Origin of the sequence: Leeuwenhoekiella parthenopeia (assembly GCF_020782115.1) — a bacterium.
Lineage (GTDB): Bacteria > Bacteroidota > Bacteroidia > Flavobacteriales > Flavobacteriaceae > Leeuwenhoekiella > Leeuwenhoekiella parthenopeia.
The window spans coordinates 94,817-121,222 of sequence record NZ_JAJGMW010000002.1; the positions used below are offsets into that span (position 1 = coordinate 94,817).

Here is a 26,406-nt window from a genome sequence, read left to right on the forward strand (position 1 = left end):
TTTTACTTGCCTACCCTGTGCTTTTTATTCTCGATGTAATAATGCTCCAGCAGGTTCATAGTAGCTTTAACCAGATCTTCCGTCTCCTGAAGGATACTGAAATACAGCATGGTATTTTTAGGACTTGAGTCGCTGTTACGGGTGCGTTCTACCTGCTTTTCAATCTTCACCGATATACTTTCGAGCAGGCTTTGCTTTTCTTCAAGAATCGAGACGATCTCCTCAAAATTCTTAGCCTTAAAGGTATCTTCAATCTTTGAGAAGACTTTGTTGAGTTTGGTTTCGATCTCTTTAAGGTCTTTGAGCTGTGTAAACTTTAAGCCTTTATGATTGTTGTTGAGGTGATCGTAACTTGCAGTAGTGACAAACTCGATAGACTGGGTCACGTCTTGCAGATAACCTAAAACATCAATGTAAAACCTACTGGCCTGTACATGGCTTTCATCCAGATTTTTGATGAAATAATACAGGTTATTACGCAATTCTTCGACCTCGTCGTTAAGCTTGGTAATCCCTTTTTTGCTCTTACGCAGTTTGCCCAGATCTACTTTGGCCAGACCTTCAATGGTACCTACATAAACCTTGTTTCCGCGTTTAAAGGCAGAAGCAACGTTGGTCGTACTCTCATTGATAATCCCCTGAATAGAACTGCTCACCGCACGTAGTAAACGGCCTTCTTCAGCTTCGGCTTCAGAACGCTTGCGGTGATTCATATAATTACGTACGAGAATCGCGATAGCAGCGGCAAATAAAAGGAAAAGGGCAACGCTTCCGCCTTTATACAATACGAAAGCCATGACACCCGCAGCGGTAAAGGCACTTATTGCGGTCATAAACCAGCCGCCAATTACGTTAAGCACACCCGCAACCCGGTAAACGGCGCTTTCGCTTCCCCAGGCACGGTCGGCAAGTGAACTACCCATTGCCACCATGAAAGTAACATAGGTAGTACTCAAAGGTAATTTGAGTGAAGTAGCCATTGAGATCAGCACACTGGCAACCATAAGGTTTACCGCGGCACGCACGAGGTCAAAAGCCGGCATATCTATACGGGCCACGCGGGTCGCCGGTGTTATTTTGGCAAAGCGGACTTCGATATAATCTTTAGAACGTTGTGGTAAAATGGTCATAAAGGCAGCGTTGAGCTTCATGGCTCCGCGTACCAGTGAGCGCGATATGGCATTGGCTTTAAATCGCTCGTGTCCTTCGTCCTGGCGGGCAAGATCAACTGAGGTTTTAACAACCCGACGTGCCTTCTTGGAAAACCAAAGGGTTAAGATCATAACCAGACCTGCAACGAGTAACAGCAACGGCTGTGTGGGTACTTTTTCAGCCAAAGATTCCATTGTAAATGAACTGGCAGGTTCGCCACTGGCAAGCCAGATGTCATAAGAATTGTAAGCGGCCATAGGCACGCCGATAAAGTTCACCAGGTCATTACCCGCAAAGGCCATCGCCAGGGCAAAAGTTCCCAGAACGATAATCATCACGTAGACGTTGAGTTTAAAAGCCTTGATAAGTATATAAGACACTATAAACCAAACAATAAAACTAATGCCGAGAAATGGCCATAAGTTGTTGTTAGCCCAGTCAATAAAAGCACCCTGAACAAAATCTGCACTCTTTAAACCTTTAATAATGATGAAATAGCCAATGGCTGCCGTAGATATACCGCTAAAAACCGCAGCATACCAGGTAGGGCGCTTAGAAAAGTTGAAGGTGAGCAACAGGCGCGTTAAAAACTGCACCAGCGCTCCGATTGTAAAGGCTATGACGACCGAGAGGAGAATACCCGTTATAATTTCGATCGCTTTGTCTGAATTGATGTATTCTCCCAGGTGTAAAAGTGTATCGGAGTTCCCTGAAAGTTTAATGAAGGTCATACAAAAAGCAGCACCGAGTAATTCAAAAACTATAGAAACCGTGGTAGAAGTAGGCAGACCCAGCGTATTGAAAAAGTCAAGGAGTAAAATATCGGTGAGCATGACGGCCATGAAAATGACCATGATCTCGTCAAAATAGAATTTTTCAGGAACAAAAATACCTTTACGGGCCACTTCCATCATTCCGCTTGAGGAGAGGGCGCCAAAGGCTATACCCACGCTGGCAACGATCATAATGGTTTTAAAGCTTACAGCCTTTGAACCAATAGCCGAATTGAGGAAATTAACAGCGTCGTTACTTACTCCTACTACCAGATCTGCAATGGCGAGAATGGCCAGAGCGATTAGCATTATCAGGTATATATTATCCATAAAATAGGGAATCTTTAAATGTGCAAATTTGATATTTATTTTACGGTCTAATGTTACGCAAAAGTTATAAGTAAGGGGTAATTAGGGCCTATTTTGGGCATAATTAGCTTAAAATGAGTGTTTAATAATGTTAAATTTAAAATATAAAGCATTGTATATTAGTGTTTTACATTTTTAATGTTAATTCAATGTTACCTAAATGTAAATTTACATTTAAATATCATGTATATTTGTAAAGTAAAGTTTAACCCTAAATACCTATTATTATGAAAAAGTTACTTGTTATCGTTGCCCTTGTAGGTGCTGTAAGCTTTGTTTCTGCACAAGAAAAAAAGAATACGTACGTGAAAGAAGGTAATTTGATTAAGGCTACTTTGTTTTATGATAATGGACAAGTAAATCAAGAGGGTTACTACACAGCAGATGGTAAATTGCACGGAGAGTGGGTTAGCTATGATGCAGATGGAAAGAAAACTGCAGTAGCTAATTACACAAAAGGAAAGAAAACCGGAAAATGGTTTTTCTGGGAAAATGACACTTTACGCGAAGTAGATTACAGTCAATCAAGAATTACCAGTGTTAATACCTGGAAGATTGAAGGTGAGCGTGTAGTAAGCAATGAGTAAGCAAGTCCTGAATCAGGAAACAAATCAAAAAAACAAATGCCTGTTGATTTTTCAACAGGCATTTTCATTTTAAACCGGTATTAGCGTTTGCTAATTTTATTGTGCGTGATTTGTTTTTGTCGTGAACTCTTAAAGGTTCCTTTGTCAAAATTACGCAGAGCTGCATGTTTGGTAGCACGACCCTGTACACGTTCGCGCCACATCCTAAAGCTTGAAGGCTTCATTTGCCTGCGCATTAATTCAATAACTTCCTGTTCTTTTAATCCAAACTGAAATTCTATCGCATCAAACGTAGTGCGGTCTTCCCACGCCATTTCAATAATACGATCTAATTCACGCTCGGTAAAACGTTCAGAATAGGGATTGGTACTCATAACTTTATCTTTATTGCAAGTTTATAACCTTGTTTTGTAAAACAGAAATGTAACCCCCGCATTTGTAAAAACTTAACGTTTAAATCCCGGCTTTAACACAAGGGAGTAAATTCTTTGTAATCAGTCTTAAAGTTTATGATTTATTTATCGTCGGCGCTATACGTGATAATTTAAAAGACCGTTAATTTTGTCTACTTAAAGCACCGGTTTAGTTTTAAAAATCAGTGCTGTATTAAACTTAAAATCAAATTATGAGAACGATAAAATTTGCTTTAGGAACGGTGTTGCTTGCCGGCGCATTGATTTCCTGTAAAAATGACCAAAAAGAAGCTCAGGTTGAAGAGCGTAACGAGACAGAACAACAGGTTGAAAAGGATTCTGCAGATTTAGAGAGACTGCGTTATGCCGAAAATACAGATACAGGACTCGAAAGACCCAGACTTCCTCAGAATTATGAAATAGATTGGGATGCTGTAGAATCAGATCCTAAAATGCGTGCCGATATCGAGGGTTGGAATGATTACAACACCTTTTCAGCTTCGGTGAAATCTTTAGGCCTTAATGAAGTTCCTCAGGAAGAAATAACAGATTATATGACGCGTCTTGAGCAGGAAGCAAATAATCTTCAAAATACCATTCCTGCATCGGTGATGACCGAAGAAGTTCAGGAAGACATTAAAGACATTCGTGAAGAAGTCGCAGACTTAAGAATGGTCCTAAAAAAATACGGTACCGATGAGAAGAAAATTGGTAACCAGGTTGAGGAGTTGATCGAAGCTTACGATGATTTAAATGAAGAACTTCAGGAAACTGCTTCAAAAAAAGGCGTAAGTCTATTAGATGACAATCAATAATTGAATCATTTGATTCTTAAAATCCTGTCCCTGTGACAGGATTTTTTTTTGACCAAAGCGAAATTTTATAGCTTTTTTTAGAGAATATGATATTTTTTAAGGAAAGCTTATCATACCTCTCGGGTTCAGAACTGCCTAATCTTCTTAATTTTACCCAATTAAAAACCCCAAAGATTGAAACTTTATTTCACCTGCATACTGGCTTTTCTAATTGTCCTCACTTCGTGTAAAAACGAAGATGAGTCAGATGTGTCCAGTCTCGATTTAAAAGTTCCGGTGGTTTCTTTAGATCGGGGAGCCTCGAGGGCCGTAAAAAATTGGATAGGGTACAGAGAATTGGAGAAAGATTTGGCCTTAATTACAAATACCAATGCCCTCAATGCTATAGATATGCTTGATGATCTGGCTTTAAACAGCAATCAGATGGCTATAGGCATTCCCGAAACATTGGCTACTCCCTCAATTCTGAAAAAGGTAAAGCGTATTGACACCGAAATAAATGACTTTTACGCAAATGTCAACCGTAGCGAAACCCGCGAATGGGTTGTTGAGCAGCATATTGAGACGCTGGTCAAAGCTTTTGACACTTTAAACAAAGAGCTTAATCGCAGCTTTTAAGAATACCGCGACCAACATTTAAGTTCAGCTTCCCAAAATCTTAAAACTTTAATCAAAAGCATTGCTTATTTTTACGGCATGCGAATACTCCTTTTTTTGCTTACGAGCCTCCTGCTTTTTGCCTGTAAAGAAGAGCAAAAGCAACTTCAAGATCCCCGTGACCTGACAGACACGCTGCAGATTTCTTTTTTAGACTTTAAAAAACCCGAAATCATTCTTACTCCGCCCACTCAGGATGCGATCGCAGGCTGGGATGAGTTTTCCGATTTAACTGCCAACATACGAAGCCTCGATACCGTGAGGCTGCAATATCTAAGATTGAATTCTAAAAAGTACTTAGATAATGCTGCTGCTTTGGTAACCAAATCACCAGATTCGTTAATAAACAATGCGATTCGAGCGAGGCTTTTGGTAGTCTATTCTAAAATGAATACCACCATACAGGAAGCTTCAAAGATTCAGGTTGATACCCTGGCCGTTTCTCAGGAGGGTACCGAATTGTACAATGCCTTTCAAAATCTTAAACTTCAGCTCAATCTCAAGTACCAGAAATCTATTGAAGAAATTCTGGAAGAATATGATATTGAAGCCGATTCCCTATCTACTGCCCGTGACACGTTAATAAGCGGAAGGGCACAAAGAGGCACATTAAATCCTATTGAAAATTAAAATTACAGATATGAAATTTAAAATAAGCTTACTGCTGCTTCTCGTTGTTTTTGGATTACAGGCGCAGGATCGCGATGCAACAGAGATGGCGATTAACACCCAACTTGAAAATTGGCATAAAGCTGCCGCAGATGCAGATTTTGACGCGTATTTTGATTTGATGACTAAAGACGGCGTGTTTATAGGTACCGATGCAGAAGAAAACTGGCAGCTGGATGATTTTAAGGCCTATTCAAAACCCTATTTTGATGCGGGCAAGGCCTGGACTTTTAAAACCCTGGAGCGCACCATTTATCATCCGAAGAAATCAAAGATCGCATGGTTTGATGAGCTTTTAGAAACGCAGATGGGTATTTGCAGAGGCTCAGGCGTGATGCGTCTCGACGGTAAAGAATGGAAGGTGCAGCATTATGTACTTTCAATAGCTGTTCCTAATGAAAACGTGTCTGAATTAACGGAACTTAAAAACGAGCACGACAGCGCACTGATTAAGCAGATGCGATCTAATTAAGAAAATTTACAACCCCTTTATATTTATTTATGAAATCACTTTTTAAAACAATGATTCCGGTTTCAATCGGGATTTTAAGCCTTACAGCTTGCAAAGACGAGCCAAAAAATGAAGAGGCTGTTGCCGAAATGAAAATTCCGGCTTTAGACCTTACCAATATGGATACGTTGGTGCGGCCTCAGGACGATTTTTACAATTACGTAAACGGAAACTGGATGAAAACCACCGAGATTCCTGAGGAAGAATCGGTTTGGGGTGGTTTTAGCGTGTTGCGTAAAAAAACGCGTGAAGATGTATTGACAATTATCGAGGAAGCCCGTAAGTCTAATAACTACGCTCCAGATTCTGATCAGGCCAAAGCTCTGGCGCTTTTTGAGAGCGAACTCGACACGCTTGCTCGTAACGAAGCCGGCCTTAAGCCCTTGCAACCTGCTTTAGACAGTATTGCAGCGATTAACAGCGTAAGCGATATTCAGCGGGTAGGGCAGTTGCATAATGGCACGGGAACTCCGTTTTTTAACTTCCGCGTGTTTTCAGATTTTTCAAACAGCAATATGAACGCCGGTTACATTACTACGGGAAGATTAGGTTTGCCCGATCGGGATTATTATCTGGAGCAGGATGCAAAGTCTAAAGAGATTCGCGAGCAGTATAAAGATTACATCAGCTGGGTGCTTCAGTATGCCGGTGATGATGAAGCTACTGCCCGGGATGAAGCAGCTCGTATATTGGTTTTAGAGACCAGGTTGGCAGAACCTCAATTGGATAAAGTCGCCCGAAGAGATGCCCGTAATATGAACAATCCGCGTAGTGTAGCGCAGCTTCAAAAAATGACTCCGGCCGTTGATTGGAAAGCATTTTTTGACAATCAGGGGCTTACTAAAGAGGTAGATACGGTTATTGTACTTCAGCCAAAATACATGACAGCTTTACAAAAGGTGTTAGCTCAGACTCCGATTGACGATTTAAAACTTTTAATGCGTTGGGCAACCTTAAACGGTTGGGCAGATGCGTTAACCACCGAAATGGAATATGCAAACTGGGAATTTTACAGCAAAACCCTGAACGGTACGCCAAAGCAAAAACCTGCCGATGAGCGCGCCCTTGCAACCGTTGATGGTGCTTTAGGTGAGGCTTTAGGTAAGCTGTATGTAGATAAAATGTTTCCGCCGGAGGCGAAAGAAAAAGCGGAAGCTATGATTGCCAATATTAAGGAAGCTTTCAGGGATCGTATTAACAACCTGGAATGGATGACCGATTCCACGAAAATGCGCGCAATAGATAAACTGAATAAGTTTACCGTAAAGATTGGGTATCCTGATAAGTGGGAAGATTATTCGGAGCTTGAAATTTCAGCAGATAAAAACTTTTTTGAAAACAAGTTAGCTGTCGGAGCCTGGGCAATTGAAGAAAACAATGCAGATTACAAGGAGCCGGTTGATAAAACCAAATGGGGGATGTCTCCACAGACTGTAAATGCGTATTTCAATCCTTCATTTAACGAGATTGTATTCCCAGCTGCGATTTTACAGCCTCCGTTTTACAATTATCAGGCTGATGAAGCCGTAAATTATGGTGGAATAGGCGCAGTAATCGGGCACGAGATTTCTCACGCTTTTGATGACAGTGGTTCGCGTTACGACGGTGATGGTAACCTAAAGAACTGGTGGAGTGATGCCGACCTTGAAGCTTTTACCGCACGTAGTGGAGCACTGGCAGATCAATACAGCGCTATTGAAGTGGCAGACAGCCTGTATATTAACGGTAAATTCACTTTAGGTGAAAATATTGGTGACCTGGGTGGTTTACTTGCTGCTTACAGCGGTTTGCAGAAGTTTTATGAGAAAAACGGAAAGCCGGGCGAAATAGATGGTTTTACCCCGGAGCAGCGTTTCTTTATCAGCTGGGCAACCATCTGGCGTACCAAAATGCGGGATGATGCCTTACGCACCCGTATCAAGACCGATCCGCATTCTCCGGGAATGTATCGTGCTTACGTACCGCTTCAAAATATTGATGCCTTTTACGAAGCTTTCAATATCAAAGAGGGTGACCCCATGTTTGTTCCAAAAGAAGACCGGGTACGCATCTGGTAATTCGATATTTTTTTAAAATTGAAAACCCGAAAGCTTTTGCTCTCGGGTTTTTTATTGGCACTGCCTCCAGGTTTAATAGCTTGGAGGCCTGCGGAAAAGTCAAAATTTGCTTCTGAATACCTTCGTTCTCTTGCCGGAAAGCAGTTTACTAGCCCTTTATCTCATTAACCAATGCGAAGGCCTGGTTTACATATTCTTTTTCTAAGAACAGCGTGAAATAGTTAGAGGTAGAAATCGCTTCAAAAATAGGAATGCCCTCATACGCTAACAGCTTAAAGATATAAAAGTAAAGACCTACTGTTTTTGAGTTATTGACCGGAAGCGCAATGGAAAGCGAAGATAAATCGTGCTTGACCATCACGCAGGTTTCATTTTGAAAACAGCGCTCTACAATATCGGTAAGATCATTGGAGACCAGAATATTACTCTCGTGAAAGGTGCTCGAGTAGGTCAAATAGGCTTTGGGAATACGCTTGGTTTCTTCCAGTAACCGCGACTGACTTTCTAAAATCGTATTGGAGTTGAGAAAGGTAAAATCGGTAATCCCGCTGCGCACCACAATATCACCCAGATCGCGCATCATACGCTCATCAAGGCGTTTCTGGGGATAATACCGACGTAAGGCCATTACAATAGAACCCACGTTTACGGGCTTGCCCAGTTCTTTTTCAATACGGGGTTGAAAATCTTCGGCCAGGGCACTGTAATTAATGATTTTACGCATCAGAGCGTCTTCGGTATACGGCTGGTGCTTGATAAGCTGCTCAACCACAGAGGTTATGGTTTTCAATGTTATATATTTAACAATTTGTACAAATTTATATAAAATTGTTGAATTTTTTTAAGCTTCATTTTATTGGCTGTATCTATGCACCACTAAAATGAAGATGATGAACGTTTTAAAATTTGGGGGCACCTCAGTAGGAAGTGCTCAAAATATTAGAAAAGTAGTAGAAATACTTGGAGTTACTGAAAACCCAAAAATCGTGGTACTTTCAGCAATGTCTGGCGTTACCAATATGTTAGTTAGCCTTAATCAGGCCAGTATCGATAAAAATACTACAGCGATACAGGAGGTTTTGGGGCAATTAAAAGCCAAACATTATGAAGCGATTGCAGATTTATTTTCGGCAGAAAATCAGCCTGAAGCACAGGCGCAAATAGATAGTTTTTTAGCCAATATTGAGCAAATTGCTACCTCGGGTCGCACGCTTACCACCTATGCAGAATTGGTTACTTACGGTGAGACCATACTTACCTGGATTTTTTCGCGCTATTTAACTCAGGAAGGCGTTTCTAACGTATTGCTTGATGCAAGCAGCTTTATGAACGTAGGTACTGTTGAAAACCCGGATATTGAAGCAGTTTCTAAAGCTTTAGTCCCTCAACTGGAGCAAAACCCTTCACAGATTTATATTACTCAGGGCTTTGTTTGTCGTGATGACCGTGGGTCTCTGGCCACTTTAAAGCGTGGTGGAAGTGATTTTAGCGCGACGATCATCGCTGCTGCGGTTAATGCGGAAGGTGTACAAATCTGGACAGACATTGACGGATTGCACAATAACGATCCGCGTTATGTGGAAGAAACCAATCCTATTGAACATTTAACCTATAATGAGGCGGCTGAGCTGGCTTATTTTGGGGCCAAAATATTACACCCGCAAACCGTGGCTCCGGTTATTGACCGTGACATCCCGGTGTGGTTGAAAAATACCTTTGAGCCTTCAGCAGCGGGGACTAAAATCTCCAATGAGTATCACAATCGTGGCCTCAAAGCTATTTCGGCTAAAGATGGTATTACCGCGATCAAAATCCGCTCTAACCGAATGCTGGGTGCACACGGTTTCCTGCGCACCATTTTTGAAGTCTTTGACCGTCACGAGACCTCCATTGATATGATTACCACTTCTGAGGTTGCGATCTCGCTTACCATCGACGATACCACAAACCTGCAGGCGATAAAAAATGAACTTTCGGTAATTGCTGAAGTTACGGTTGAAGAAGATCACAGTATCATCTGTATCGTGGGTGAAAACCTGATTGCCGATCAGGAGTCGTATAAAGCTTTTGGAATACTGAATTCAATCCCCGTGCGTATGATTGCGTATGGTGGTAGTAATAATAATATCTCGTTGTTAGTACCTACGCGGGAGAAAATTAATGCCTTGCGGTATTTAAATGCGCAATTGTTCCAGTTACAGGGAGCAATAGCTTAAACTTTTGTTAGTTAGTGTTAGCCTTTCTTCTGACCAACCAGGAGATTAACATGAAAAACCCGGTGTGTGCTTGCCGGGTTTTTTTATTGGCTGCGCCAAAGGCGAAAATCCACACACAGCTATTTTTTATCAGTTAGCCTTAATACTGAAATATTACTTTTTCACAGACGCTTCAGGCTTAAGCCAGGAAGACTTAAGGCTGTACCTGAAAGCTATATCCCAATACCGACTTTAAATTAACCGAATCTACCTGCTTAAAGGTTTCTTCCTCTTCGCTGTCGTATTGCGGCGGCTCCAGATTGAGTGCTTTTGCCTGTTGTGTGTAATAGTCTTCTTTAGTGGGATGCTCTGGGTGAACGGCATTGATGATGTGGCCAAAAGCGTTTTTGTAGATTACAGCCAGAATAATTCCGATACAGTCTTCGCGATGAATCAGGTTTACCGGCGCTGCGCCATTGCTGAGTCCGCTGCGGCCGGCCAGGTATTTCACCGGATTGCGCGTACCGCCTACGAGTCCGCCAAAACGAATGATACTGGTTTTAACTGCAGGCGAAGTAAAGAACAACTGTTCGACTTCCACAAGCTGTTTGCCTTTATCATCCTGAGGTTTCGGAGCATCTGCTTCGGTGACTTTGCCCTGAGCATCATCATAAACCCCGGTGGTGCTGCTGAGAATTACTTTTTTAACGTCTGATTTTTCGACCGCATCAAGCAATTGAGCCATACGCAGGGCATGATTGTGACCGGTGTTGCGACGCAGACCGGGCGGAATGAGAATGATCAGGATTTCGCTTTGCGCTAAAAAACCCTGAATCTCTCCGCGGATTTCGTCTTCTGCGATCTCAACACGGTAAATGTCAAAACCGTAGCTTTTTAATTCCTCTTGTTTGGACTGCGAGGTAACCGATCCTTTTATCTGATGTCCCAGTTCCTGCAAGCGGGCGGCCAATGGCAAGCCCAGCCAGCCCATACCGGCGATGGCAATTGTGCTCATAATCTTTTCTTTTTACCGAAATAAAACTTTTAAAACTGAATATCCTGAATGGTAATCAGGGCATCGGTATTTACAAAGGGCATCGGCATGCTGTTTGCGGGGCGCGAAGGTAGGCCAAAGTCGGGATTTTCTAAAAGATCATAACTGAAATCAAGCAGCGTAAAGCGTAGCGAATCGGCTTCGGCGATGGTGAGACTTACCTCAAGCGGCTCCCTGTTGCTCAGACGGTAGCTCAATAAATAGTCTGAGTTGCGATCAGCCAACGGAGCTTCTTCGCCCTCACGGGCTTCAACTTCCTGACCGTTGAAATTTAGTTTTATAAACCGGGTTTCTTTCGGGCTTAGGAGGATCATATCGCCCACATTTCGTTGCGGAAATACCGTAAAACGCAGGTTACGCTCACCGTTGATTACCGTATCAGTTTCAGTATAAACCTGAGAAGGCGCTACAAACTGGATTTCGGTTTCCTTAGCATAGCTAAAGCGACTGCCGTATTTACCCGATCCCGGACTGTCAAAAATTTCGGACGCTGGCTTTGGATTTTCGCCCAAAATTTCAGCAAGCCAGGAGTCGATATGCGTGTTATAAGTCGCGTAAAATGCCTTGTTACTGGTCAAATCGTTTACATAATTGATGCTTGACGGAAAGCGGCGTTCTTCGGTAAAGTCGCTTTTGGCATAAGCCGAAATAAATGCGCCGATACTTACTAACAGGAACAAGTTGGCGAGGCGGCCTTTCATCCTGTAATAGCCCATCACCGGAAGCAATAATCCAAAAAGCAAAACGCTTAAAGCGGTGGTAGCAACCAACATTTTTAATCCCAAACCTACCGGAAATTCTTTGATGTAATGTGCTACGATAAATAAAGCCGGAGCACAAAGCAGCGTGAGCAGGAACAAATTTGGTTTGTTGCTGCGCAAAATGAGGAATACGGCCAAAAGCGCAAAATACACGGGGATCACAAAAAACGAGGCGCCTTCCAGATAGACTCCCACCCCGGTTGCGATAAGCAGCCAGAAGAAGACAGGAGCAAAACTGAGGCTTGCCGCATCGTTAGGCCGGTAAAAAAGTTTGTAAACGTAGAAAGTAACGGCAAGTGTAAGTGCAACAAAACCCGCTAGTAGTTCATAGCCGTTGTATGGAAAGCCCTGTAAAATATCGGACTGTGCTGGATCGAGAGCCAGAATGGCTTTCCAACCCCAGCTGATTCCGTAGGCCAAAATTAGGGAAATGAATAAGGGTAAAAAGCCGCGAAGCACTCCCATAATGCGTAGTTGTTGTTTCCGCAGGCCGTAAATGAGCACCACAAAAAATAAAATCCAGGCGAGGATAAGCATAGGGATAATCCAGCTAAAGGGATAATAGACCATTTTCAGGAGGGGTACATTGAAATAGACGTAATCCTGATCGGCCTTTAAATTGAGGTTTGCATCTTTAAAATAATCGAGCAGGGCAGTAAGATAACGTCCCTGATGCTCCAGCGATTCCCGATCGAGGCGCGAGGCGATGTCATTGGCCGTATGATAGTCAAAGTGATCGCCAATAAAAGCGAAGAAAAACCCGTCAATATCTCCATTTTCACGCAGTACGGTAGAGTCCGTATCATTAGGCAAAAGTTTGTAAACGCTGTACATTAGGGAGTTTGCGTAGGGATGCGAGGGGTTGGCCTGGGCAAACGCCTTGATAAGGCCGCCGTTGCCGCCATTGGTCTCTACAATCATGTTTGAAGGGCCACCGCTTCCGCGGGCTTCAAAGTTTAAAGCTAAATCAACATCTTTCGCCCAGGGATGCTGATTTACAAAAACCGAAGCGCCGTTAAGACCCAGTTCTTCGGCATCGGTAAAAAGAATGATGATGTTGTTTTTAGCAGGTGCATCCTGTGCAAGAAAAGCTCTGATGCTTTCCAGAACTGCAGCAACTCCGCTGCCGGCGTCGCTGGCTCCGTGAGAAGCGGTGTGCGGCGCGCTGTCGTAATGTGACATCAGCAGGAGGGTCTGTTCGCCCACGCTACCGGGAATGCGGGCGATGATGTTTTCGGCCCGGCTTAAAGCACCCCAACCCGGCTTGTAGGCAAAATCGCTTTGCACTTCAACCTCAAGTCCCATTTCTTCAAGCGTTTGTACGATATAGTTCTGCACCTCTCCGTGTGCCGGCATTCCTACAGCGTGGGGTTTTTGAGCCAATGAATCAACATAGACCATCGCACGGGCGGTTGAGAATTCGGTAAGCGGGGTGTCAGGACCTGATACGCTTTGGGGTTTGTGGGTGTAAAAACTGAAATAGGTAAGCCCCATCAGGAGCAAAAAGGAGAGTATCGCAGCGTAGTTGGTTTTCATCTGGTTAAAGTTTTATAATCTACAGATAATCCCTGTTTGCTTGCACCTGTAGGTATTGACTATTTATGAAACACCCATTTTAGGCTTTCCTGGAAATAGTATGGGTTTAAAGGTAGTGGCTCTTTCGCTTTTAAACAAGATACGGGCAAATTTGACGCTAGGTTAATGAAAACGTTTTCGAGAATTCAAATAAAATGCCTAATTTAAAGAGTCTAAAATCTAACTATATGGGAATCAAGAGTTTTATGGGTAAGCGGTCTAAAGCCGTTGCCGAAGAAGTAAACATTAAAGTATCGGATTATATGTCTACCAAACTGATCACCTTTACGCCAGACCAGTCGATTATGGATGTAATGCAGAAGCTGATCAAACACCGTATCTCCGGTGCGCCGGTGGTCAACGAGAATTATGAACTGCTGGGCGTGATTTCAGAAGGGGATTGTATCAAGCATATTTCAGACAGCCGGTATCACAATTTGCCTATGGACAATGCCACCGTGGGTCAAAATATGGCGATTGATGTAGAAACCATAGATGGGAATATGAATGTTTTTGATGCCGCCCGTTTTTTTATAGAACGAAAGCACCGGCGTTTTCCTATCGTGGAGAACGGTAAACTGGTAGGTCAGATCAGCCAGATGGATGTGATTAAAGCCGCCTTACAACTGAAAGGAAACACGTGGAAATAACTAAAACTACAATTGGAAACAGATAAGCGATTGGGCGGCCAGTCGCTTTTTTTACGGATTTTAAGGAAAACCGTAAGTCAGTCTTTTTGTTTTGTTTTATTTTTAACTGTAAAACTTATGATATGCCCAGAATAGTATTTTTAATTATACCTGTCTTAATCTCAATCTTATTCACCTCCTGCAGTGATGATTATGAAGAAATTTCTAAATCTGAATTTATAAATACTGTTCTTCAAGATCAAAAAATAACCAGTTTGGAAATAGAAAATAAAGAGAAGATACACATATACACCAATGAGAATAAGTATTACGTGATTAGTGATTTATCATCACACTCTTTAGATGATTTAGTAGATGAAATAAGATCGAAGAATGGAGCGGTTTTGGTCAAATACCTTGCTCCTGAAACAAGTATTATCTTGGATGTTTTGATGTCCTTACTATTTTTGCCGCTTATAATTCCTGCTCATATTATTCTACTGTGGATTGCTCTCAGGAAAATAATTAAATCTGAAATAGAGCATACAGAGAAAATTCTTCACGCCATTATTTCAATTTTCTTTCCATTTTTTGGGCCAATTATCTATTTAACAACAAAACGGAAATCTTAAAACGAAAATGTTTTAATCTGAAAAACTCATTGAAGAGTGGGAATAGGTATATGGTAATTTATGATGAAAAACTTTTTACTTTTTTTACTTTTTCTTTATTCTCTCAATGGATTTACTCAAGAATTGACCAGAATAAATACGAATTTAGGCTTATCAGACTCTTTGACCAATTCTGTAGAAATTAGGGTCTATCAAGGTTTTGGGATAACAAATTATACATCTGTATTTAGAATGTTCAAAAACGAATCGGATAGCTGGAAAGCTGAGTTTTGTGAACATTTTGCTGCTGTACCTAATCATTCTGGTTTGAGGGTGGAAAAGCGAAAATTAAAACCGGAAACTGATTTCGAATATGTATTCCAAAATTTATTACGTAGTAATATTCAGAATATCCCGAGTGATGACAAAATTAATTGGAAATTCGCAAAGCGAAATCCTGTTAAATTAATTGAGAATCAGGTTAGAGGTAAAGTTTATTCTGAATACAACTATGTGAAAACTATAACATCCATTTTGGATGGTACCAGTTATACATTCCAGTTTAAAGATTTAAATAAAACGAATACATTTCACTATTCAAACCCGGAAAGCTATCTCAAAATTTATCCCGAAGTAGATGAGCTTATGTATGTTTGTGAAATGATTTCCCTTCTAAGAAATCAGTTTGGAATTTGGAAAGATTGATACTATGATAGCACTGCGATTATTAGGAGAAGTACCCAGACCAGAAGAGATTCAAGGTCATTTATCTGCAATTGATCTACCTAGGATCTATTTGGCGATTGTGGTCTTGTTTCTGGTATTTCTGAAATTACATTTTTTTAAAAAATACAAAGCGACAAAATCTTCAGACATTGGTCCAACCTGTATTGAAATTTCTGAATTAGATATTTTGGCTCAACCTAAAAAAGATAAAAATCAACAAACCCCATTCACAAAATTCTCCTATTCCTATATCAGATTGAAAGAATTCATTATGATCCTAATTCTTGCAATTCTCTATTATTGGCTAATTCAAACTGAAATGCAATAGGTAATTAAGGAGAAATTTCAAATCACCTTCCTTACCCCAATAAAAACAGGAATCAACAACGTCATTCCTAAAAATACCGGGATCACAAATTCCTCCAATCCTGTGGCCAGTAAAATACTGATTAGCAGCAATTGAAACCCTAAACCAAATACCGACACCAGGGTCATAAACCAGCCGGGCAGTTTACTACTTTTTACGGCACATGGATCTAGCCTGTAAATGATTTTATCAAAACTGCTGTAGAGCAGGGTGTATAGAAAATACATGGTGTTTACAGCAACCTGACTCTCGCCGGCGAGGGCAAGCGGTCTGGAGTCTTCAAAAATGCGGCTGGTGGTGTCCCCATTATGACGATTACGCAAAATCACATAATAATAATTGTAGAGTGTGCCTTGCAGTTGCAAGCCTAAAAATGCCAGAAAAGCGAGCCAAAGATGTGTTTCGGTAATGAGCGCCAGAGTGGTGAGCAGGATAAAGTTGAGCACGATATCTGCCACCGAATCGTAATAGCGCCCGGTATAGGAGGGCGTATTTTTAAGACGTGCGAGTTCGCCATCAGACGCGTCGAGTATCGATTTTAAAATAAGCAACAATGCCGCGCTTAGGTAATACCCGTAGCTGATGCAAATCACAGCCGAAAGTCCCGCGACAACAAAAGCTGAAGTAAGATGAATGGGTGTGCACGAGGTTTCTTTAAAGCGTTCGGCGATAGATCTTCCTGCAGTTCTTCCGTAATCGGAAAGATCTGTAAATGCGTATTGTGGTGGGAGTTTAGACATCGCGCTACAGATTAGAGGAAGGTATAAACTGCTCCTGATTCTCACGAATGTAGGTCGCCAGTAAATCGGCTACCGGCTCTCCACTTTCGAACAGTTGGGTGAATAGATTTTCCCAGTGTTTGCGGGTGCTTGCGTGGAAAGCTTTGATAATTGAAAGACGTTCGGCCTTATTTTTGGGCACTTTTTTATCCGGAAAAACGCTAACGGCCTGTTCCAGCAGGCGCACGGTTTTATAAGCTTTGATGTTGGAATAGGCTTCAATGATCTCGTGTGTAAATTGCCCGGAATTCACAAAAAAGGACTCCAAACTGCCGGTATGTAAGGCAGCTTCAAAGACGTCGAGATAAATAAAGGTTTGTTCTGCCGGGTTGAGGTGTTCAAACTGATCGCGTTGTTTGATTTTTGGAGTGATGATTTCGCCAACGGCCAGAATAAGCGCCTGATTGTCTTCAAGCGAAAAAACAGAATCGGGATTATGCATGCAAATAAGAACTAAACCTTTTAAGAAAGGTTTTTGAGCGCCAAACTACACCGGTGCTCTTCTGCTGCAAAGATAGGTCATAAAGAAGTAATTATCACTTCCGTTTCACCAGCGCATAATAATCGCCTTCAAGCGGCAAATAGCCCTGATCATACACAAAGTAATAAACGGTACCGGCTTTTGTGGTGTAAATGCTGGTAAAGAGGTTAAAATCAAAACCCAATATGGCGAGCTTGTCTCGGGTGGTTTTGGTTTTGTCTTCGGGATTGAGCTCTTCGAGAATGCGGTAGTTTTTGCGTAACTGATTGTTGGTATTGCGTATCAGATTGTGCTGATCACTATTCAGCTTGTTATTGGCCGCGTTACGACAGGCGTCGCTGCAGTATTTTTTATCGGCGCGGCCAATGATCTTATCACCACATTCGGGGCAGGTCTTGCTCATAATCGTTGTAATTCATTCTAAAATAATGATTTTCTAGGATTTAAGCGCGATTTTCATATGTTCCAAATGATGCCGGCAATGCCAGTCATACATACCCACAGCTTCGGCGAGATTGAATCGCTTGCCGTGCTCAGGATGAATGTATTCGTGTGCCAGGTCATCGCTGTGCAGGGACCGAAGCAGTACAACCCAGCGGGCGTGCAGGCTTTTAAGCAGGTTTATCGAGACCTGCGCATCTACCGAAGTCACATCGGGCAACAGCGCCCAGCGGTCTTCATGATAGGGTTTTATTTTTGGGGACTCTTCGGTAAGGGCAAGCTTAAAACGAATGAAGGCGTTCATATGACTGTCTGCACAATGGTGCACCAGTTGCAGGATGGTCCAGCCCTCGGGACGGTAGGTCTTGGACCAGGTTTCTTTTGTGGCATCGGCTAAGAGCTGGCTAACGTTTTCAGGAAAGTTTTGAATGGTCTCGATCCAGCCGGTAAGGTGGGTTGCGGTTATAACTTCCGGCTTTTGAAAATTGCCAATAGGGTATTTTAAATGTTCAATATCAGACATCGTTGGTTTCGTTATATAGTCTGAAATTAACCATTTTTGCCTGCGCAAGCCCTTGCTTTCAGCTTAATTTTTCCGCGAAAGCGATAAAATAATCAAGATCGGCCTTAGTTGTTGCAATTCCTACCGAGATACGTATGGCCCCTCGCATTTTTTGAAGCGCATTGATAATCTCACGATAGCCGCCGTGCAGATTGCTGCTGAAAAATTCACCCAGTTCTTCGGAAGAAAGGTCGTTGTTGATCTCGTCTATCCCGGGATTACAGAAACAGCCGGTACGGAGTGAGATGTTGCAGGCATTGGCTTTTTCTTCAACCTCTTCAAACGGAAGTGTTCTGCCGTGGGCATCGTAAAAATTCATAATAAGCGTGCCTCCGGTTTGCTCGCGGTCTGCAGGACCAAAAATGCGCACCTTAGGACTTCCGTCTGGATGTTTTAGAGCTCTTAGATGCGTAAACAAATAGCGGGTAAGCGAATTAACCCGGGCGTTGATGCGCTCAATACCAATCGCATCAATGTGATCAAGGCCTATTTTAAGTGCGGGGATATCCAGGTAATTGAGGGTGCCGTTTTCAAAACGCTCATGATTGCCGGCCAGAAAATGATGGGGCGACTTAACACTGGCAAGTGTCACGGTTCCTCCGGCAAACCAGGGCTTACAGAGTTTGTTGAACTTGTTTTTTTTGACCAAAAGACAACCCAAACCAGTGGGATATCCAAAAATTTTATAGAACGAAATGGACACAAAATCGGGTTGAACCTCCTGTAAATCAAGTCTGGAACTCGTTACGAAAGCAGCCGCATCAAGCAAAACATCCCAGCCTTTTTGCTGGGCTTTTGCCACCCATCCTAAATCGTGCTGCACGCCCGAAACATTAGACTGCGCCGGGTAGGCAAAAAGACGGTTAGAACCGGTATGCGGTATAGATAAGGCTTCTTCAAGAAATTGCCTTTCAACGCGAAGATCCTCAATTTGCATAGGCACATAGCGGTAATTGCCTCCCTTGCTTTTACAGTATTCCCGAATTCCGTTAACCGAGTTGTGATTGTCTGCAAACAACAAATATTCAGAGCCGGGCTGAAACGGATAGCATTCCCCCACAATTTTTAAAGCACCGGAAGCATTCTGGGTAAAAATGCAGAAGTAGTCGCGTGCATTAAAGTAGTCCAACACGCGCTGGCGTGCAGCCTCAACAAGCCGGGTGGCGTGTGTAGATGTGGGATTTGTAGAATGCGGATTCCCAAAGGTGTGCTCTTTGAGGATTTTATGATGCGCATCAAGCTGACTCGCCGCATATAAGTTGCCGCCGGTGTAATCCAGATAGACGTGGTTGTGCTCGTCAAGGCGGCTGTATTCCGCTTTGCGTAAACTGTTGAAGAATGACTCATCCAGGAGTTCAGCCGTCTGGAGTACGGTAGATTTTCGTTTAAATAGGGAGGCCAGCATGCGTATTGATTTTGAAATAGTCTGTTAGTGGGTGCCAATTTGAAATTTATTCAGAATACAGTCAAGGGGTTATTTTCCCTTTTAACAAAGGGGTTCTACACAAAAACGCGTGCAGAATAACTTTTCAAAGGTGGTTTGCTTTTTTAGACCAAAACATAGGGCAAATGCCGTATTAACTGATGTTGGGCGGAATATTTATCCGTTTGCAAATGCTTACAAACGACTATAAACGAAAGTAACCGCTTAACTACCGAATGTTTTTTGGTGGCTGTCTAATCTTTGCATCGTCAATCAGTTACAGCAAACGACCTGTAGCGAGGACAAATGAGATTTCCGCCTTCGCGGAAAAAATATATTAACTGTTTAACGTAAAAACAAAAATCATGAGCACATTAAGAAACAAAGTACAGTTGATCGGAAACTTAGGAAATGATCCTGAAATCGTAAATCTGGAGTCAGGCAAAAAGCTGGCGAAATTCAGCATTGCGACCAATGAAACCTACAAAAACACCAAGGGCGAGCGGGTCACAGATACACAATGGCATAATGTAGTTGCCTGGGGTAAAACCGCGGAAATTATCGAAAACTACGCTACCAAAGGAAAAGAGGTTGCCATAGAAGGTAAACTGACGTCGCGTTCTTACGAGACTAAACAAGGCGAGAAGCGTTACATCACCGAGATCGTATGCGACGAATTGTTGCTATTAAGTAAATAGTTTCGATACAATTTTAATTGACTTTTAAGCGTCAAAAATCACTCAGCTACCTTTTTCGTGTAGTTGAGTGATTTTGTTTTTTACTTCCTGAAATAAATGCCGGTTGCTGAGTGAATGCCTAAGGGCATTTGTATCGAAGCACCGGGATTTATGCTAAAGAATTTCAGAAATAGCTCATACTAAAAACCAAGTAGTTCTTTTAAAATCCAAATCTTATGGCAGGATACACCTATATTTTGGAATGTGTAAACGGCTCTTATTATACAGGAAGTACTAAAAATCTGGAGGTGCGTTTGAAAACAATATCAGGAAGGAAAAGGAGCTCGGTTTACAGCCAAACATATTCCGGTTAAACTCGTATATCACGAGTGCCATAGTCGTATTGACGTCGCTTTTTACAGAGAAAAACAAATACAGGGCTGGAGTCGCAAAAAGAAAGAGGCTTTAATTTCTAATCAAACAACTGATCTTGTTTTACTTGCAAAGAAGGATTTTAGTGAACCACTGTATCTTCGATACAATTTTTAACGATTTGCAATCGCTAAAAATCACTCAGCTACCTTTTTCGTGTAGTTGAGTGATTTTGTTTTTTACTTCCTGAAATAAATGCCGGTAGCTGAGTGAATGCCCAATGGGCATTTGTATATAAACCAATTTATCGTGATTTTGTCGAATCCCCGAATTCTCTTCAATAATTTCCAATATTAAAATCACTCAGTTACAATTAGAGATAGCTGAGTGATTTTTTTCTTTCGAGAAATAAATGCCGGTTGCTGAGTGAATGCCCTTGTGGCATTTGTATCGAAGCACGGGCATTTACTTAATCACATTATCCATTACTTCCTGAACCACTTCAGGGTTTAACAGGGTGCTGGTGTCGCCCAGGTTTGAAGTATCGTTTGAAGCGATTTTACGCAAAATACGACGCATGATTTTACCGCTTCGGGTTTTGGGGAGGCCGCTGGTAAACTGAATTTTATCCAGTTTTGCGATTGGGCCAATACGGTCTGAAATCAACTGATTGATTTCCTTTCTCAGATTGTCCTGATTTCGGGTTTCTCCGGTTTCTTTCAGAATCACGTACCCGTAAAGCGCGTTTCCTTTTACCTCGTGCGGGTAGCCCACGATGGCACTTTCGGCCACTGCGGGGTGTTCGTTAATCGCATCTTCAATGGGTGCGGTTCCCAGATTGTGACCGCTTACGATCACCACATCATCTACCCGACCGGTAATACGATAATAGCCTACACTATCGCGTAAGGCCCCGTCCCCTGTAAAATACATATTTTTAAAGGCGGAAAAATAGGTGTCTTTGTACCGCTGGTGATTGCCCCAAATGGTGCGTGCCATAGATGGCCAGGGGAATTTGATACACAATCTACCATCAACCTGATTGCCCTTGATCTCTTTTCCTTCTTCATCCATAAGCGCGGGCTGAATTCCCGGCAACGGCAAGGTCGCAAAAGTTGGGATTGCAGGGGTGGAGTAGGGAATGGGAGAGATCATAATACCGCCGGTTTCCGTCTGCCACCAGGTGTCAACAATGGGGCATTTTTTCTTCCCGATATTTTCATCATACCAGTGCCAGGCTTCCTCATTAATGGGTTCGCCCACAGTGCCCAAAACCTTCAGCGAAGACAAATCGTATTTCTCCACGTGTTCCAGATTTTCTTTGGCCAGAGCGCGTATTGCGGTAGGCGCAGTATAAAACTGCGTTACTTTATGCTTGTCTACGATTTCCCAAAAACGCCCGTAATCGGGATAACTGGGTACGCCTTCAAACATTACCGTGGTGGCGCCATTGGCCAGCGGACCGTAGACAATATAGCTGTGACCGGTGATCCAGCCGATGTCTGCCGTACACCAGTACACATCACCATCGCGGTATTGAAACACATTTTTAAACGTAAAAGCGGTATAAACCATGTAGCCGGCGGTGGTGTGCACCATACCTTTGGGCGTTCCGGTTGAGCCTGAAGTGTAGAGAATAAACAGCGGGTCTTCGGCATCCATTATTTCGGGTTCGCAGGTGGCTTCGGCCTTATCGAGAAGGGGTTGCAACCATTTGTCGCGGCCTTCTTTCATCTCTACTCCGGAATCAATTCGGTTAACAACCAAAACCGTTTCTACACTATCGCATTTTTTCAATCCTTCGTCAACGATTCCTTTTAAATCGATTGTTTTGCTACCGCGAAAAGATCCGTCGCTGGTAATTACCATTTTACAATTGGAATCATTAATACGTGTGGCAAGCGCGGTTGAAGAAAAACCTGCAAACACCACCGAATGAATAGCACCTATACGCGCGCAGGCCAGTACCGCAACTGCCAGCTCCGGGATCATCGGCAAGTAAATACAAACGCGATCGCCTTTTTGAATGCCTTCGACCTTTAAAACATTAGCCATTTTACACACCCGGTCGTGCAGTTCGTTGTAGGTTATGTGCAGCGCTTCTTCGTCCGGATTATTGGGTTCAAACAAAATAGCCGTTTGATCCCCTCGCGTGCGTAAATGCCGGTCGATGCAGTTTTCGGTAATGTTGAGTTGAGCACCTTCAAACCATTTAAATTCGGGTTTTTCAAAGTCGTAGCTCAACACATTATCCCAGCGTTTGTGCCACATAAAATGCTCTTCGGCAATTTCTTCCCAGTAACTTTCAGGATTGCGCACCGATTTGCGATAGACTTGAAAATATTCTTCTAAATGTTTGATATGGTAATTACTCATGGTTGTAGTCTTAATTGGTATTTAAAAGGCTTAGTAGTTTTAGTTTTCAGCATTAAAATTACTAAATCGATATCGAATCCCTTTGAACAATTCTGCTTAGAAGTCCTGTAATTGCTTAATTTTTTTATAAAAATATCTAAAAATTCGTGCGATTTTAAAACTAAACGGCCTCATTCACCTCGATCCAATACCCATCAGGATCCTGAAAATACACCTGCCGAATTCCATCGTTGCGGATGTAATTTTTTTGAGGAGTGTCTTTCCAATCTGAATAGGCAATGCCCAGCGCTTCTAAGTGGGCTATGAATTTGTCTAAACGCGGAGTTGCCAAAGCAAAATGAACAGCTTTGTTGGTTTTAATTTCAGCATCAGGTCTGGGTATCAGATGCAATTGCCGGTGTTCTCCCAGCGATAACCAGCGTGTCTTTGATTTGGAAGTCGTATTTTCAATTTCGGGAAACTGAAATACCTGCTGATAAAAGGAGACAGCAGTATCAACATCCTTTACGGAAAGGGCGATATGGTTGAAGGTAAACTTTGACATTAATCCTATTCCTAGTTAAAGCTAATGACTCTGCGCTTCTCCCGCACCGCTGGGAATACGAATGTGCTCCACAATTTCCTGAACGCTCTCGGGTGGTGCCGGTGTGAGTCTGGAAACGATTACTGAGATGATCACATTAACCGTCATAGCTACAGTTCCAAAACCTTCTGGCGAAGTATCAAACCACCATTCTGAAGCCGGAAGCGGTTCCATAACGCCGATGAGGCCGGTTTTGAATCGTATCATATAAAACAGCATCAGGATGATACCTACAACCATCCCACTAATGGCACCTTGCTTGTTCATGCGTTTATCAAAAATACCCAGAACGATTGCAGGGAAAAATGAAGCAGCCGCAAGTCCAAAAGCCAGGGCCACAACCGCGGCCACAAATCCCGGCGGATAAATCCCAAATAAGCCTGCGACGATAATGGCCACAAAAATGCTGATGCGGGCGGCCATCAATTCCCCTTTTTCAGAAATATTGGGTTTCAATTGTTTTTTGATCAGATCGTGAGAGACTGAAGTTGAAATAACCAATAAAAGTCCGGCTGCGGTAGAAAGCGCAGCGGCCAGTCCGCCGGCAGCAACCAAAGCAATCACCCAGGCGGGCAATTGTGCAATTTCCGGATTGGCCAATACCATAATATCCCGGTCTACATAAAGTTCATTGGTTTCGGCTGAAGCATTTGCGATAAGACGTTCTCCGCTGGCACCGCGCGCCTCGGTAAATTCGGGTTTTCCGGTGGTGGCTTCCCCGTTTACATATTGAATTTTTCCGTCCCCGTTTTTATCGCTCCAGGCGATAAGACCGGTGTCTTCCCAGTTTTTAAACCATTGTGGCAAAGCAGTATATTCCTGATTGCTCACGGTTTCGATTAAATTAGTACGGGCAAAAACCGAAACAGCAGGAGCGGTGGTATATAAAATGGCGATCAGCAAAAGCGCAAGACCGGCAGATTTACGGGCGTCTTTTACGTTAGGCACGGTAAAAAACCGTACGATTACGTGTGGAAGACCCGCCGTCCCGGCCATTAAAGCCAGTGTAATGGCAAAAACATCCCAGGTAGATTTGGTGCCTTCGGTATATTCTTTAAAGCCTAATTGGGTGTGTAGGCTGTCTAGTTTTTCGAGCAGATAGGTGCCGTCTTCCACGCGACCGCCCATCCCGATCTGAGGTATAATATTACCTGTCATTTGGATGGAAATAAAAATCGCCGGTACCATGAATGCGAAAATCAGCACGCAATATTGTGCAACCTGCGTGTAGGTGATGCCTTTCATTCCGCCTAAAAAAGCAAAAACCAAAACCACCGCCATGCCTATAACTACGCCGGTGGTAATCTCAACCTGAAGAAACTGCGAAAAAACAATACCCACGCCGCGCATCTGCCCGGCCACGTAGGTAAACGAAACGATAAGCGCACAAATTACCGCAACGGTACGCGCGGTATTTGAATAATACCGGTCACCTATAAAATCGGGTACGGTGAACTTGCCAAATTTTCGCAGGTAGGGCGCCAGTAAAAGCGCCAGCAAAACGTAACCGCCCGTCCAGCCCATCAGATAAACCGAACCGTCGTAACCGGCAAATGAGATAATACCTGCCATGGAAATGAAAGAAGCGGCGCTCATCCAGTCGGCAGCGGTTGCCATCCCGTTAGCCAGCGGGGAAACCCCGCCACCAGCAACATAAAATTCTTTTGTAGAGCCGGCACGTGCCCAGATGGCGATCCCAAAATACAGGGCAAAAGTGATTCCTACTAAAATCCAGGTCCAGAGTTGAACGCTCATAATTGGGTTGTTTTTGATCCGCAAAGCGGAATTGATATTGGGTTGGTGTGAAACACAGACTTATTTCTCGTTGTATCCGTGTTTTTTATCAAGACGGTTCATCAGCCAGACGTAAACGAAAATGAGTATGACAAAAACATAAATGCTGCCTTGCTGCGCAAACCAGAAGCCCAGTTTAAAACCACCTAAACTATATCGATTGAGAAAATCCTTAAAAAGGATGCCGCAGCCAAAGGAAACTGCAAACCAAATGAGGAGTAAGACAGCTAAATACTTGAGATTGGCACGCCAGTATTTTCGGGCATTTTCAGGAATGGCCATAATAGGATTATTGTTAATTTTTTACTAATATAATTCATTAATTATAAGTGTGCTAACCGCACTTACCCGTTTTAAGAAAAAACAAGGCATAAAAAAACCTGCTAGAAAAACTAACAGGTTGATTTTTTTGACAATGAGGATGCTTATAAAACAGAAAAGATAAACTTAACTGTTGGTGTGATAAGCAATGTAAATTTTGCACCAGTTTCATTATTTAGAGATCCGCTTACGGCTACAGATGCCTTGCCATCTGCTTTAAGATCTTGTGCCAAAGCATTGAAAAAATCAGATTGCGCCTGGGTAATCGTACCCCCTTCACCAACAGCAATAGTTAAATTGCTAATCGCAGCTGTTTTACCGTCAGATGTCAAAGCACCATTTAAAACAGAACCTTCACCGCTTGTGACTGCAGTTATTTCGTAAGTAAAACCGGTAATGTCTACAGATTTGATTTTACTCTTATACTTCTGAAAATCTGCATTACCGGAAGCATCAATATTAAAGTTGGTGTCAATAGAGTTTTCACCCTGAGTATCTATTGCTATAGAGGTTTTAAAATCATCTTCAACAGTTATATCTGGTGCAGCATCTTCAATGGCATCACACGAGTTAAGTGTCAAGGCGAATAGGCTAAGGGCAAAAAAGGTTTTTAAGGTTTTCATAATACATTTGGGTTGTTAAATTCGTTAACAAAAATAGCGCATCCATTTTATTG

28 protein-coding genes are annotated in these 26,406 nt (G+C 42.6%); 13 read left to right on the forward strand and 15 right to left on the reverse strand.

The genetic code is table 11. The features are described 5' to 3' along the window. Positions 1-2 precede the first annotated feature (2 nt). Entirely contained in the window at positions 3-2,255 is a 2,253-nt protein-coding gene (locus LLW17_RS01620; RefSeq protein ID WP_228228523.1) for an inorganic phosphate transporter, read from the reverse strand. A 266-nt stretch (positions 2,256-2,521) separates the two neighbouring features. Between LLW17_RS01620 and LLW17_RS01625 the strand changes: the two genes are divergently transcribed. Then, a complete protein-coding gene (locus tag LLW17_RS01625; protein ID WP_228228524.1) occupies positions 2,522-2,881 on the forward strand; it encodes a toxin-antitoxin system YwqK family antitoxin in 360 nt (119 codons plus the stop codon). Positions 2,882-2,961: 80 nt separating this feature from the next. Here the strand turns inward: LLW17_RS01625 and LLW17_RS01630 are convergent, their stop codons facing one another. Continuing rightward, entirely contained in the window at positions 2,962-3,255 is a 294-nt protein-coding gene (locus LLW17_RS01630; RefSeq protein WP_228228525.1) for a TIGR03643 family protein, read from the reverse strand. A gap of 251 nt (positions 3,256-3,506) precedes the next feature. On the opposite strand from LLW17_RS01630, the gene LLW17_RS01635 reads away from it, so the two are divergent. The 5 genes from LLW17_RS01635 (at position 3,507) to LLW17_RS01655 (ending at position 8,003) form a co-directional block, all read left to right on the forward strand. Beyond that, positions 3,507-4,109 (forward strand): hypothetical protein, encoded by a 603-nt coding sequence (locus LLW17_RS01635; RefSeq protein ID WP_228228526.1) that lies wholly within the window; start codon positions 3,507-3,509, stop codon positions 4,107-4,109. Positions 4,110-4,283: 174 nt separating this feature from the next. Beyond that, positions 4,284-4,727, forward strand: coding sequence for a hypothetical protein (locus tag LLW17_RS01640; protein WP_228228527.1), 444 nt, complete (start codon positions 4,284-4,286; stop codon positions 4,725-4,727). A gap of 78 nt (positions 4,728-4,805) precedes the next feature. After that, the gene (locus tag LLW17_RS01645) at positions 4,806-5,396 is read left to right on the forward strand and encodes a hypothetical protein (protein WP_228228528.1); all 591 of its coding nucleotides are present in this window, start codon (positions 4,806-4,808) and stop codon (positions 5,394-5,396) included. Between the two features lie 10 nt (positions 5,397-5,406). Further along, positions 5,407-5,907 (forward strand): nuclear transport factor 2 family protein, encoded by a 501-nt coding sequence (locus tag LLW17_RS01650; protein ID WP_228228529.1) that lies wholly within the window; start codon positions 5,407-5,409, stop codon positions 5,905-5,907. Between the two features lie 29 nt (positions 5,908-5,936). Further along, positions 5,937-8,003: a M13 family metallopeptidase gene (locus LLW17_RS01655; RefSeq protein WP_228228530.1), complete on the forward strand. Its 2,067-nt coding sequence runs from the start codon at positions 5,937-5,939 to the stop codon at positions 8,001-8,003. Positions 8,004-8,151: 148 nt separating this feature from the next. On the opposite strand, the gene LLW17_RS01660 is transcribed toward LLW17_RS01655, so the two are convergent. Next, positions 8,152-8,793, reverse strand: coding sequence for a hypothetical protein (locus LLW17_RS01660; RefSeq protein ID WP_228228531.1), 642 nt, complete (start codon positions 8,791-8,793; stop codon positions 8,152-8,154). 97 nt (positions 8,794-8,890) lie between these two features. Here LLW17_RS01660 and LLW17_RS01665 point away from each other — a divergent pair, with 97 nt between their 5' ends. Continuing rightward, complete coding sequence (locus LLW17_RS01665; protein ID WP_350355189.1) at positions 8,891-10,219, forward strand: aspartate kinase; 1,329 nt, start codon at positions 8,891-8,893, stop codon at positions 10,217-10,219. Positions 10,220-10,412: 193 nt separating this feature from the next. Here LLW17_RS01665 and LLW17_RS01670 read toward each other — a convergent pair whose 3' ends face one another. Continuing rightward, positions 10,413-11,213 carry an SDR family oxidoreductase gene (locus tag LLW17_RS01670; protein ID WP_228228532.1) on the reverse strand — a complete coding sequence of 267 codons (801 nt, stop codon included), beginning with the start codon at positions 11,211-11,213 and terminating at the stop codon, positions 10,413-10,415. Positions 11,214-11,242: 29 nt separating this feature from the next. After that, complete coding sequence (locus tag LLW17_RS01675) at positions 11,243-13,549, reverse strand: M20/M25/M40 family metallo-hydrolase (RefSeq protein WP_228228533.1); 2,307 nt, start codon at positions 13,547-13,549, stop codon at positions 11,243-11,245. 227 nt (positions 13,550-13,776) lie between these two features. On the opposite strand from LLW17_RS01675, the gene LLW17_RS01680 reads away from it, so the two are divergent. The 4 genes from LLW17_RS01680 (at position 13,777) to LLW17_RS01695 (ending at position 15,882) form a co-directional block, all read left to right on the forward strand. Then, the gene (locus tag LLW17_RS01680; RefSeq protein ID WP_228228534.1) at positions 13,777-14,238 is read left to right on the forward strand and encodes a CBS domain-containing protein; all 462 of its coding nucleotides are present in this window, start codon (positions 13,777-13,779) and stop codon (positions 14,236-14,238) included. A gap of 122 nt (positions 14,239-14,360) precedes the next feature. Next, entirely contained in the window at positions 14,361-14,849 is a 489-nt protein-coding gene (locus tag LLW17_RS01685) for a PLD nuclease N-terminal domain-containing protein (protein ID WP_228228535.1), read from the forward strand. A 60-nt stretch (positions 14,850-14,909) separates the two neighbouring features. Continuing rightward, on the forward strand, positions 14,910-15,533 hold the full coding sequence (locus LLW17_RS01690; protein ID WP_228228536.1) for a hypothetical protein: 624 nt from the start codon (positions 14,910-14,912) through the stop codon (positions 15,531-15,533). Between the two features lie 4 nt (positions 15,534-15,537). Next, a complete protein-coding gene (locus tag LLW17_RS01695) occupies positions 15,538-15,882 on the forward strand; it encodes a hypothetical protein (protein ID WP_228228537.1) in 345 nt (114 codons plus the stop codon). Between the two features lie 17 nt (positions 15,883-15,899). On the opposite strand, the gene LLW17_RS01700 is transcribed toward LLW17_RS01695, so the two are convergent. The 5 genes from LLW17_RS01700 to LLW17_RS01720 all read right to left on the reverse strand — a co-directional run bounded on the left by LLW17_RS01700 (position 15,900) and on the right by LLW17_RS01720 (position 19,589). Further along, positions 15,900-16,661 carry a CDP-alcohol phosphatidyltransferase family protein gene (locus tag LLW17_RS01700; RefSeq protein ID WP_228228538.1) on the reverse strand — a complete coding sequence of 254 codons (762 nt, stop codon included), beginning with the start codon at positions 16,659-16,661 and terminating at the stop codon, positions 15,900-15,902. A gap of 4 nt (positions 16,662-16,665) precedes the next feature. After that, on the reverse strand, positions 16,666-17,142 hold the full coding sequence (locus tag LLW17_RS01705; protein ID WP_228228539.1) for a DMP19 family protein: 477 nt from the start codon (positions 17,140-17,142) through the stop codon (positions 16,666-16,668). 94 nt (positions 17,143-17,236) lie between these two features. Continuing rightward, a complete protein-coding gene (locus LLW17_RS01710; protein ID WP_228228540.1) occupies positions 17,237-17,584 on the reverse strand; it encodes a hypothetical protein in 348 nt (115 codons plus the stop codon). A gap of 33 nt (positions 17,585-17,617) precedes the next feature. Beyond that, positions 17,618-18,145, reverse strand: a complete 528-nt coding sequence (locus LLW17_RS01715) for a YfiT family bacillithiol transferase (protein ID WP_228228541.1) — start codon at positions 18,143-18,145, stop codon at positions 17,618-17,620. 58 nt (positions 18,146-18,203) lie between these two features. Further along, the gene (locus LLW17_RS01720) at positions 18,204-19,589 is read right to left on the reverse strand and encodes an aminotransferase class V-fold PLP-dependent enzyme (protein WP_228228542.1); all 1,386 of its coding nucleotides are present in this window, start codon (positions 19,587-19,589) and stop codon (positions 18,204-18,206) included. A gap of 383 nt (positions 19,590-19,972) precedes the next feature. Between LLW17_RS01720 and LLW17_RS01725 the strand changes: the two genes are divergently transcribed. Then, positions 19,973-20,305 carry a single-stranded DNA-binding protein gene (locus tag LLW17_RS01725; protein ID WP_228228543.1) on the forward strand — a complete coding sequence of 111 codons (333 nt, stop codon included), beginning with the start codon at positions 19,973-19,975 and terminating at the stop codon, positions 20,303-20,305. A gap of 215 nt (positions 20,306-20,520) precedes the next feature. Next, positions 20,521-20,658, forward strand: a complete 138-nt coding sequence (locus LLW17_RS01730; protein ID WP_228228544.1) for a GIY-YIG nuclease family protein — start codon at positions 20,521-20,523, stop codon at positions 20,656-20,658. Between the two features lie 463 nt (positions 20,659-21,121). On the opposite strand, the gene acs is transcribed toward LLW17_RS01730, so the two are convergent. The 5 genes from acs to LLW17_RS01755 form a co-directional block, all read right to left on the reverse strand. Beyond that, entirely contained in the window at positions 21,122-23,032 is a 1,911-nt protein-coding gene (gene acs / locus LLW17_RS01735) for an acetate--CoA ligase (RefSeq protein WP_228228545.1), read from the reverse strand. A gap of 160 nt (positions 23,033-23,192) precedes the next feature. Then, on the reverse strand, positions 23,193-23,576 hold the full coding sequence (locus LLW17_RS01740) for a VOC family protein (RefSeq protein ID WP_228228546.1): 384 nt from the start codon (positions 23,574-23,576) through the stop codon (positions 23,193-23,195). A gap of 21 nt (positions 23,577-23,597) precedes the next feature. Next, entirely contained in the window at positions 23,598-25,370 is a 1,773-nt protein-coding gene (locus LLW17_RS01745) for a sodium:solute symporter family protein (protein ID WP_228228547.1), read from the reverse strand. A gap of 60 nt (positions 25,371-25,430) precedes the next feature. Beyond that, positions 25,431-25,691, reverse strand: coding sequence for a DUF4212 domain-containing protein (locus LLW17_RS01750; RefSeq protein WP_228228548.1), 261 nt, complete (start codon positions 25,689-25,691; stop codon positions 25,431-25,433). A gap of 143 nt (positions 25,692-25,834) precedes the next feature. Then, positions 25,835-26,353 carry a hypothetical protein gene (locus tag LLW17_RS01755; protein ID WP_228228549.1) on the reverse strand — a complete coding sequence of 173 codons (519 nt, stop codon included), beginning with the start codon at positions 26,351-26,353 and terminating at the stop codon, positions 25,835-25,837. Between the last annotated feature and the right edge of the window lie 53 nt (positions 26,354-26,406).

Coding starts and splice junctions, on each gene's coding strand:
- LLW17_RS01630 (WP_228228525.1), bottom strand. CDS start 3,255: ATGAGTACCAATCCCTATTCTGAACGTTTTACCGAGCGTGAATTAGAT.
- LLW17_RS01695 (WP_228228537.1), top strand. CDS start 15,538: ATGATAGCACTGCGATTATTAGGAGAAGTACCCAGACCAGAAGAGATT.
- LLW17_RS01715 (WP_228228541.1), bottom strand. CDS start 18,145: ATGTCTGATATTGAACATTTAAAATACCCTATTGGCAATTTTCAAAAG.
- LLW17_RS01730 (WP_228228544.1), top strand. CDS start 20,521: ATGGCAGGATACACCTATATTTTGGAATGTGTAAACGGCTCTTATTAT.
- LLW17_RS01625 (WP_228228524.1), top strand. CDS start 2,522: ATGAAAAAGTTACTTGTTATCGTTGCCCTTGTAGGTGCTGTAAGCTTT.
- LLW17_RS01675 (WP_228228533.1), bottom strand. CDS start 13,549: ATGAAAACCAACTACGCTGCGATACTCTCCTTTTTGCTCCTGATGGGG.
- LLW17_RS01685 (WP_228228535.1), top strand. CDS start 14,361: ATGCCCAGAATAGTATTTTTAATTATACCTGTCTTAATCTCAATCTTA.
- LLW17_RS01720 (WP_228228542.1), bottom strand. CDS start 19,589: ATGCTGGCCTCCCTATTTAAACGAAAATCTACCGTACTCCAGACGGCT.
- LLW17_RS01645 (WP_228228528.1), top strand. CDS start 4,806: ATGCGAATACTCCTTTTTTTGCTTACGAGCCTCCTGCTTTTTGCCTGT.
- LLW17_RS01620 (WP_228228523.1), bottom strand. CDS start 2,255: ATGGATAATATATACCTGATAATGCTAATCGCTCTGGCCATTCTCGCC.
- LLW17_RS01700 (WP_228228538.1), bottom strand. CDS start 16,661: ATGTCTAAACTCCCACCACAATACGCATTTACAGATCTTTCCGATTAC.
- LLW17_RS01755 (WP_228228549.1), bottom strand. CDS start 26,353: ATGAAAACCTTAAAAACCTTTTTTGCCCTTAGCCTATTCGCCTTGACA.
- LLW17_RS01740 (WP_228228546.1), bottom strand. CDS start 23,576: ATGTCAAAGTTTACCTTCAACCATATCGCCCTTTCCGTAAAGGATGTT.
- LLW17_RS01745 (WP_228228547.1), bottom strand. CDS start 25,370: ATGAGCGTTCAACTCTGGACCTGGATTTTAGTAGGAATCACTTTTGCC.
- LLW17_RS01655 (WP_228228530.1), top strand. CDS start 5,937: ATGAAATCACTTTTTAAAACAATGATTCCGGTTTCAATCGGGATTTTA.
- LLW17_RS01725 (WP_228228543.1), top strand. CDS start 19,973: ATGAGCACATTAAGAAACAAAGTACAGTTGATCGGAAACTTAGGAAAT.
- LLW17_RS01635 (WP_228228526.1), top strand. CDS start 3,507: ATGAGAACGATAAAATTTGCTTTAGGAACGGTGTTGCTTGCCGGCGCA.
- LLW17_RS01680 (WP_228228534.1), top strand. CDS start 13,777: ATGGGAATCAAGAGTTTTATGGGTAAGCGGTCTAAAGCCGTTGCCGAA.
- LLW17_RS01670 (WP_228228532.1), bottom strand. CDS start 11,213: ATGAGCACAATTGCCATCGCCGGTATGGGCTGGCTGGGCTTGCCATTG.
- LLW17_RS01690 (WP_228228536.1), top strand. CDS start 14,910: ATGATGAAAAACTTTTTACTTTTTTTACTTTTTCTTTATTCTCTCAAT.
- LLW17_RS01665 (WP_350355189.1), top strand. CDS start 8,891: ATGATGAACGTTTTAAAATTTGGGGGCACCTCAGTAGGAAGTGCTCAA.
- LLW17_RS01710 (WP_228228540.1), bottom strand. CDS start 17,584: ATGAGCAAGACCTGCCCCGAATGTGGTGATAAGATCATTGGCCGCGCC.
- LLW17_RS01705 (WP_228228539.1), bottom strand. CDS start 17,142: ATGCATAATCCCGATTCTGTTTTTTCGCTTGAAGACAATCAGGCGCTT.
- LLW17_RS01750 (WP_228228548.1), bottom strand. CDS start 25,691: ATGGCCATTCCTGAAAATGCCCGAAAATACTGGCGTGCCAATCTCAAG.
- acs (WP_228228545.1), bottom strand. CDS start 23,032: ATGAGTAATTACCATATCAAACATTTAGAAGAATATTTTCAAGTCTAT.
- LLW17_RS01650 (WP_228228529.1), top strand. CDS start 5,407: ATGAAATTTAAAATAAGCTTACTGCTGCTTCTCGTTGTTTTTGGATTA.